The organism is Bradyrhizobium sp., assembly GCF_016462955.1.
Classification (GTDB): Bacteria; Pseudomonadota; Alphaproteobacteria; order Rhizobiales; family Xanthobacteraceae; genus Bradyrhizobium.
This window is the reverse complement of sequence record NZ_JAEMSD010000376.1, coordinates 1,457-6,728: the sequence shown is the minus strand read 5'-3', so window position 1 is coordinate 6,728 and position 5,272 is coordinate 1,457. Positions and strand designations below refer to the sequence as shown.

The 5,272-nt window shown below is 62.8% G+C and carries 7 protein-coding genes and 1 tRNA gene; 4 read left to right on the top strand and 4 right to left on the bottom strand.

Features of this window, described 5'->3' with window-relative positions; genetic code table 11:
* On the bottom strand, window positions 1–593 hold a 593-nt coding region (locus JHD07_RS28765), incomplete at its 3' end, for a LysR family transcriptional regulator (RefSeq protein ID WP_291628332.1).
* 109 nt (window positions 594–702) lie between these two features.
* On the opposite strand from JHD07_RS28765, the gene JHD07_RS28760 reads away from it, so the two are divergent.
* Window positions 703–1,125 (top strand): tautomerase family protein, encoded by a 423-nt coding sequence (locus JHD07_RS28760; RefSeq protein WP_291628331.1) that lies wholly within the window; start codon window positions 703–705, stop codon window positions 1,123–1,125.
* 46 nt (window positions 1,126–1,171) lie between these two features.
* On the opposite strand, the gene JHD07_RS28755 is transcribed toward JHD07_RS28760, so the two are convergent.
* Entirely contained in the window at window positions 1,172–1,885 is a 714-nt protein-coding gene (locus tag JHD07_RS28755; protein WP_291628329.1) for a DNA helicase, read from the bottom strand.
* A gap of 199 nt (window positions 1,886–2,084) precedes the next feature.
* Window positions 2,085–2,822, bottom strand: a complete 738-nt coding sequence (gene lipB / locus JHD07_RS28750; protein WP_291628328.1) for a lipoyl(octanoyl) transferase LipB — start codon at window positions 2,820–2,822, stop codon at window positions 2,085–2,087.
* 96 nt (window positions 2,823–2,918) lie between these two features.
* Here lipB and JHD07_RS28745 point away from each other — a divergent pair, with 96 nt between their 5' ends.
* The 3 genes from JHD07_RS28745 (at window position 2,919) to JHD07_RS28735 (ending at window position 4,266) form a co-directional block, all read left to right on the top strand.
* Complete coding sequence (locus JHD07_RS28745; protein WP_028177375.1) at window positions 2,919–3,161, top strand: FliM/FliN family flagellar motor switch protein; 243 nt, start codon at window positions 2,919–2,921, stop codon at window positions 3,159–3,161.
* Between the two features lie 184 nt (window positions 3,162–3,345).
* Window positions 3,346–3,430 (top strand) — tRNA-Leu (locus JHD07_RS28740).
* A gap of 377 nt (window positions 3,431–3,807) precedes the next feature.
* Window positions 3,808–4,266 carry a dual specificity protein phosphatase family protein gene (locus JHD07_RS28735; RefSeq protein WP_291628326.1) on the top strand — a complete coding sequence of 153 codons (459 nt, stop codon included), beginning with the start codon at window positions 3,808–3,810 and terminating at the stop codon, window positions 4,264–4,266.
* A 306-nt stretch (window positions 4,267–4,572) separates the two neighbouring features.
* On the opposite strand, the gene JHD07_RS28730 is transcribed toward JHD07_RS28735, so the two are convergent.
* Window positions 4,573–5,272 (bottom strand): HlyD family type I secretion periplasmic adaptor subunit (locus JHD07_RS28730; protein WP_291628324.1); only part of this gene is annotated, 700 nt, incomplete at its 5' end.

The window sequence follows — 5,272 nt, the reverse complement described above, 5'->3', positions numbered from 1 at the left end:
AGCGCACGCACGGCGACGGCGCGGACGCCGCAGGGCGGGGCGAGGGTTGCGAGCGGCAATGGCTCTCCCTTCGGCAGCGAAAAACGTCGCGCGGCGTACCAGCCGAATTCGTCTTCGGTCAGCTTCTCGCCGCCGCGGCGACTGCCTTCCTGGCGCACGATCACCGCATCGAGCTCGCCGGCGTCATAAGCATCCTGCATCTCCCGCGAGAAGCCGATGGTGACGGCGAGAGTGAGGTTTGAGGACATCGCGTGCAGCCGTTCGAGCAGCGGCACCAGTTCGGGCCCCGTCGCGTGATCGGAGATGCCAAGCGTGAGCGAGGGCGCGGCGGAAGCGTCGCCCGACAGCGCGCGATCATGCGCGTCCATCAGCGTGCGGGCGCGTTCGAGGAACGCAGCGCCCTCGGCAGTAAGTCGGACCGCACGCGGCGAGCGCTCCACGAGGCGCTTTTCGAGCAACGCTTCCAGCCGCTGCAGCTTGAGACTGACGGCCGCCTGCGTCGTGCCCAACGCTTCGGCGGCGCGGGTGAAGCTCTGGAGGTCGGCGACCAGCAGGAAGGCCCTGATGGTGGCGATGTCGAGGGTTGGTGTCATTTCGAATTCTTATCACTGATATCAAAACAGATAAGATACAGAAATGATGAGGGAAGGTCTAGCTTCTCGTCAATGCCGCAGCAATTGGCGGCACTAGAGGAGAACGACCATGCCACTGATCACCGTGTCCTACACCACGTCCCGCCAGTCCCCCTCGCTGAAGGCCGATATCGCGAGCGCGGTCTCCGAGCTCACCGCGGAGATCCTGCACAAGGATCCCAAGGTCACCGCCATCATCGTGAAGTCCGTGGATGCCGGCGACTGGTTCGCCGGCGGCAAGTCGCTCGCCGAGCAAGCTCTCGCCAGCTACTGGATCGACATCCACGTCACCGAGGGCACCAACACCAAGGACGAGAAGGCCGCCTATCTCGCCGCCATGTTCACGCGCATGGCCGAGATTTTGGGGCCGCTGCATCCCGAGACCTACCTGCATGTCGACGAGGTCAAGGGCGACGCCTACGGTTTCGGCGGCCTGACCCAGGAGCGGCGCTACATCGCCGGCAAGCTCGAGGTTGCGCTGCAGACGGCGTGACGTCGCGGGCCGCGAGTGAACGATCTCATTTCGCGGCCCGAAGCCATCAGCCCGCCGCGCGGAACTGAACTTCGGCGTTGTTGATGAAGCACGTCTTGTCGAACAGCTTCAGGTCCAGCGGATTTGGCAGCCTGACATCGCCGAGATCGGGACAGGGTTTGGCTGAGGGATCATAGGAGCGATCGATCTGCGAGATGAAGACGACGATCAGCCCCTTGTCGCGAGCGAAGGATTTCAGCGCGCGGACCTGAACCGCGAGATCGGGGTTTTCCCGCCTTTGGTCGAGCAGTTGCAGATAGTCGATCACGACAAACGTGCCACGCACGGCCGGGGCCATCTGCTTGACGACGTAATCGGCGCTGATCGCGTCGGAGCAATCGACCTCGAAGAGTTCGTCGAATTGCGCCGGCTCCACTCCGATCGACCGCAGGCGATCCAGCACGTCTCTTTCGGTATATTCGAGCGAGAAGAACGCGGCGCGATGGCCCGACTTCATCGCCTCGACCGCCAGTTCGAGGCTCATTAGCGTCTTACCCTGACCGGGGCGCGCCCCGATCAGCACTAGGTCGCCCAGCCGGAATTGCGGGTAGAGCTTTCGGGCCGGCGTCAGTGCGGCCGCTCTCGCCGCGAGCATGCTCCAGGCGGAAAACCCTTCCGCCGCAGCGACACGGTCAAGCGCGTCGTGGAGCGGAATGCCGGCTTCGCGGGACAGGCGTTTCGCCTTGCGCTTCAGATGGTAGATGGGCGCAGAGAGTCTCATCGTCAAAACCTCCCATTGCGAGCAGAAAGCGCAATCCCTCCTTATGCTTGGCGCTCGAACAGTCGGCCGATGGTAAACTCGCCCGGCATGAGGTCTGCTTTCCCGGCGGAGGGGGGAGGCGTGGGCGGCACCGGAACGAAGCGTAGCTGATTCCGCATCCGCGGAGAATGAGCACCGCGTGAAGCGGACGGGAAAGCGCCTAGATCGCCGCGTCCGGCAGCAGCGCGCGGGTCGGCCCGAACAGCTGCTCGAAGGCCCGCCGCAGCGCGACATCGACATCGGCCATGGTCACGAGCTGGCCGAGATCGGCCAGCGAGGTGACGCCGTAGCGGGGATCGGCGACACCGCAAGGAACGATGCCGGCGAAATGCGACAGCTCCGGCTCGACATTGATGGCTATGCCGTGGAACGAGACCCAGCGTTTCAGGCGGACGCCGATCGCCGCGATCTTGTCCTCGTGATCCGCGCCTTTGTCGAGCCGCCTGACCCAGACGCCGACCCGGTCCTCGCGCCGCTCGCCGCGGACGTTGAAGGCAGCGAGCGTCTTCAGGATCAATTCCTCGAGGCTGGCGACATAGGCCCGCACATCCGGCCGGCGGCGCTTGAGGTCGAGCATGATGTAGGCCACCCGCTGGCCGGGACCGTGATAGGTCAGCTGTCCGCCGCGCCCGGTGGCAAAGGTCGGGAAGCGGGGGTCGAGCAGGTCGCTGTCCTTGCCCGAGGTGCCGGAGGTGTAGAGCGGGGGGTGCTCGAGCAGCCATACCAGCTCCGGGGCCTCGCCCGCCGCGATCGCGGCAACGCGCGCCTCCATGGCGGCCACGGCGTCCGGGTAGGGCACCGGCGCGTCCGAGATCCGCCACTCCACCGGCTTACCGCCGGAGGCGGAAAACGACCTCAAATCGAGCTGCTGGCGAGGGTTTTGTGGCGAATTAACCATTGGCTAACCATAACGTGGTGATCATCTCGGGGGCAAATGCCAAGTCCCTTGGCCACGTCCCAAATCGTTTAGTCCCAGGTTGCGGCGGTCCCGACAGTGCCCACTCTCGACAAAGTCACCGTGGATCTCATGGTCGTCCTCGGGACGACCACGATGCCGATCCATCAAGTATTACGTCTTTCCCGCGGCGCCATCATCGAGCTGGACGCAACCGAGGCCGACGAGGTCAAGGTGCTCGCCAACAATCTGCCGGTGGCCTCCGGGGTCGTGCTGGTCGATCGCAACCGGATCGCGGTCGAGGTCAAGCAGATGCTGCCGCGATCGGCGGGGACCCGGTAGGGCGCTGAAGCGCGCGCCGACGGCCCTGGACGCGCCCGCTAGGGCTGATCTCCCGGGGAGGGCGGCTTTTTCCTGCCAAGCCTGTGGAATTCAGGGTCTTTGCAGGCTTGTATCCCCCTGATGGATTTGTTAGATCGGCGCCGCTGATCCGGCCAGCCTTCAAGCCTCAGGCCGGCATCTCCTAGCGCTCGTGGCGGAACTGGTAGACGCGCTGCCTTGAGGTGGCAGTGGGTAACACCGTGGGGGTTCGAGTCCCTCCGAGCGCACCAAGAATATTATCCTATCAATCCTCTAATTACATGAAATAGCTCATCTATTTTAGAGGTTGCGAAACTTGGTGGACCCCAATTTTTAAATTTGGGCCCCATGGTGGGCCCCAATCAGCATCTTCATGCTTCAACTGCTGAGCCATTCCAAAGATCGTTTTCAGCTCTAAACCTCAAACGTCCAACCGGCTCTCCGAGTTTTGGACGCAAGTCTGATTTCGTTCGTCAGTAGCATTTTGGCAGAGCGTATCCGCTCGGCGGAGGCACCCTGCCGGTGAGCGTGGGTTATGCGACGCTGCGGTGGAGTTGATTGCGCAACAAGGGTTTGGATGTCCCGATTACATTGGATTGAGATTCGATCGGCTGGACGGATAGCGATTATGGCGCGTCCTCGCGCCGACGAGTGGTTAGAGCTGGAGGTGAACGAGTGGAAGAACTCCGGCGTCGATGTGGTGGTGAGCCTTTTAGAGCACGAAGAGGTTTCGGACCTTGGGTTAGAGTATGAAGCCGAGCTTTGCCGCTCTGGTGGAATCGACTTCATTTCTTTCCCGATCCCAGATCGTGGACTACCAGAATCCCGACGGGAGGCTTCGCAGATCGCTCAGTTATTGGCCGCCGGCATGCGCGATGGTCGTTCCATAGCGATCCATTGCCGGGCGGGGATTGGTCGGTCTTCGGTGATTGCCGCTTGCGTACTGATCTGTTCCGGAATCGAAGCGGAAGAAGCGCTCGCGCTGATTAGAGCTTCGCGCGGCTTGATCGTGCCGGATACCGACGAGCAGCGCGATTGGGTGGTCGCCTTCGGCAATGCGCAGCGCGGTGAGGTGCCGCCTAGCTGACTGCGCTCACGCGGCGTAAAACGATTGGCTTGAGTTCGTGCGGATGGCAATCGAGCGAGAAGTCAAGCGGCGCCTGAAATCCAAGCCCGCCAAACAGACCACTTAACTGAGCCCCAAAACGAGCCCCGCGCTGGGCCCCAATCGAGGGTTTTAAGGGCGAAAAGATCAACGAATTCAATGTAGGCATATTAAGTTCGGTTCGCTCCGAGCGCACCAAGTCTTTGAAATTCTGGACCAGTTTGATGGTGTCCCAGCGACGGGCGTAACTGGAGCAAGCCGTTCGCCGCGCGCGACATGCTCCGCGTTTCAGCGCTCCCGCAAGCTTTCCTGCCCATAGCGAACGAGCGGCGAGATCAGATAGCTCAGGATGGTCCGTGTGCCGGTCTTGATCTCCACCGTGACGGCCATGCCGGGCGCCAGATTAACGGTACGCCCATCGACGTCCATCTCCGGGCGATCGAGCGAAACGCGGGCGGAATAGACGAGTTCCTGGCCTTTCGGCTCGCTTGACGCCGTTTCGGTGCCGGTCGGCGTGTCGCCGGGCTTCTCCGGGGGCTTGTTGCGGACGATGGCATCCTGGGAAACGCTGAGCACCTTGCCTTGGCGCAACCCGTAACGGGTGAAGCTGAAGGTATCGATCTTGATCGCGGCCTCTTCACCCGGACGGACGAAGCCGATGTCGCGGTTCGAGATCATCGCCTCGATCTCGAGGCCGCCGCTGGTCGGCACCAAGACCATCAGCGTCTGGGCCGGCGTGACGACTCCGCCGATGGAGTGTACGGCGAGCTGCTGGACGATGCCGTCCTCCTGCGCGCTGAGGCGCAGAAGGCTGGTGCGCTGCTCGGCCTTGACGATGTCCTGTCGCAGGCCTGCCGCCTTCTGCTCGGCCTTGGCGAGCTCGTCGAACAGGCCGCGTTGATATTCGGCTTCCGTCCGCCGCAAGGTCTCCTCGATGCCACCCACGGCCGCGTCGTGACCGAAATCATGATGGGCCTCTTCGAGAGTG